Genomic DNA, 2,325 nt, shown 5'->3' with positions numbered 1-2,325 from the left:
CGACGACGCCGACCCGTATCGACAATCTCAACTCGATCCATAGCCGCACTGTCCTTTTTGACGTCAATAAGGACAGTCAGTGCCAAATCCGACAATTCCTACAAGGCGGCCCACCTCGGATGCGTACCCGGAAGTGTCCGACAATGACGGCGAGGCTCTCCCATTGCTAAGAGATCAGGTGCCGTAGGTACCGGGCAGCAGCCTTGCAAAGTGGGAACGGATTTTGCCGTAACACTCACAGGCGGCCTGTTCGAGACCCGCACGATTTGTCACAACGATACCGCCTCGGCGCTGAACGATCAGGCCGCTCGTTTGGAGGCTCCGCAAGACGAGGCTGACCGTGGACCGCTGAACGCCGAGCATTTCAGCCAGCATCTCGTGGGTCAGGGGCAAGGTATCCTGCCTTACTCGGTCGCACGTGCTGAGCAGCCAGCGGCAGCACCGTGCCTCAACCGGGTGAACAGTATTGCAGGCCACCGTGCGAAAGGCTTGAGCAAGGAGCGCCTCGGTGTAGGCAAGCATCAACTGCCGCAAATGGGGGCGGGTTCGAATAGCCCTTTGCAGCCGCTCAACGGCAATTTGCGAGGCTGTGCCGGGAAGCAGGACCATATAGCGCCCGAGGGCTTCGCGAGAGACAAGAGCGGTCAAAAAGCCGAACACTCCCTCACACCCGAACATTGCAACTTCGACCAGCCGCCCGTCTTTCATAACTTCGACAAGGCATACGATAGCGTCATGTGGGAAGTAGGTGTAGCGGATGATCTCACCAGCCTCGTACACCACTGCGCCACGCGGAAGATCCACCACCTTCAGATGCGGCTCCAGCAAGGCGAAATCCACGGGCCGCATGGCAGCGAGAAGCCGATTGGCCCGGTGATCCTTCGGTGGCCCTTGAGCCTCAGGGAGATTGCGTCGTTCTCCTGGTGACGCCATAGCGGTTACTCTTAAAGCCGCAGAGCGATTAGAAGCAAACCGATTTATGATTATCAATGTTTCACTCTGAGGGCGCAACCGAAAGAGTGTGACAGGCCGCTCGTGATAAGCGGCCTTTTGTTGCTCCAGTACCCGTCTACCGTGGGCGAACCAGCAAATACCAATTTCACATCACAGGTTTGACCAGCAGAAAGGGCGCTGTGCCTATACAGGAGAATGACGTGACGGTCGGGAGCCTGCGTGAGCTTTTGTGGTATCTCGCCCTCACCTCCGGATGGCTGGCGATCATCCTGCTTGGGAGTGGCTGGTATGCTCGTAGGAGATTTCGGGCCTTCCTGAAGTTTCCCCTGACCGAGGAAGTGGAGCATCTGACCCATGTCTGGGAGAAGCGCGTCAGTCTCTGGACGGCGGCTGGGCTGACCTTTTCCGGTCTTTCAATCATCTGCCTCGTGTCCTGGCTGATCGCTGGAATGATCCCGTGAGGTCATCCTGATGAATCGGACTTCACTGCTGCGGGATCAGTTTTTTGGCGGAATTGTCTGGCGGCGAGAGGGGGCTGAAGGAGGAAGGATTCTACCCCAGAGGCGGTACAAGCCCTACCACGTATGCTCCCGAGTTGCCGGTTGCGGATCAATTGGCCAGCGGGGTCAAATACTGCGGCGCGTCGGCGGCTGACCAAGTGCTGGAGGCAGTGATGCGGGAGCGGAGCCAATGCGAACAGGCTACGGACGAGTTTTTGCGATTTCGTTAGTGCTCGGGTGGTCCGCGCCTGATCTGACTCAACCCAACCTTGGCCTCGCCGCACAAGCTCGGGCAAAGGCCCATGCCCAGAAGGCCGTGAAGAAGCGCCATCAGACCGTCCAGAAAAGGGCGGTGCAGAAGCGGGTAGCAAGCAAAGCTGCTATTAAGCGGTCCGCTCCACCCGTGAGGTTTGCTATGGCCGACCAGCAGCCTCAATCTTCATCACTTTCGCCCTCTTCGGATGTGCCAATCCCGCCCGACATGGTGTCTCCACCTCCTGAGCTACACGCTCCGACACCCGAGGAGCAGATGGAAAAACTCAGGGTCGGTCTTGAGAAACTTGCACGAACATACCCGTCCCCCGAAGCCCATATGGAGGCGCTCAGATTGGGCTTGGAGCGGCTTGCCAAGACCATGAATGAGGGCGAAAGCTAAAACTGCATTGACGCCACACGCTAGGATCAACTCGTCATACTTGATCAGAGTATGGATATGTCGGGCGACCTACTCGCACCGACGCTTACAGAGCTGGCTCGGGAAATTTGGACAGCGGGATAAGTGGAGTTTCTGCCTGAGAGCAGCCAGAATGGCTGCTGAACAGGAGAGACGATGAGCAAGAGACCCCGCCGGAACCACTCTCCGGCTTTCAAA

At 57.8% G+C, this 2,325-nt stretch carries 2 protein-coding genes; one reads left to right on the top strand and one right to left on the bottom strand.

Annotation, left to right across the window (positions count from 1 at the left end):
- Window positions 1-174 precede the first annotated feature (174 nt).
- Window positions 175-522: a Crp/Fnr family transcriptional regulator gene (locus FS320_RS49345; RefSeq protein WP_244627730.1), complete on the bottom strand. Its 348-nt coding sequence runs from the start codon at window positions 520-522 to the stop codon at window positions 175-177.
- Window positions 523-1,154: 632 nt separating this feature from the next.
- Here FS320_RS49345 and FS320_RS41890 point away from each other — a divergent pair.
- Window positions 1,155-1,415 carry a hypothetical protein gene (locus tag FS320_RS41890; RefSeq protein ID WP_152718455.1) on the top strand — a complete coding sequence of 87 codons (261 nt, stop codon included), beginning with the start codon at window positions 1,155-1,157 and terminating at the stop codon, window positions 1,413-1,415.
- The last annotated feature ends 910 nt before the right edge of the window (window positions 1,416-2,325 follow it).

It is taken from the genome of Microvirga tunisiensis, assembly GCF_009296175.1.
In the GTDB taxonomy this organism is placed as follows: domain Bacteria; phylum Pseudomonadota; class Alphaproteobacteria; order Rhizobiales; family Beijerinckiaceae; genus Microvirga; species Microvirga tunisiensis.
This window is presented reverse-complemented; position numbering and strand designations above follow the sequence as displayed.

Coding starts and splice junctions, on each gene's coding strand:
- FS320_RS49345 (WP_244627730.1), bottom strand. CDS start 522: ATGCTTGCCTACACCGAGGCGCTCCTTGCTCAAGCCTTTCGCACGGTG.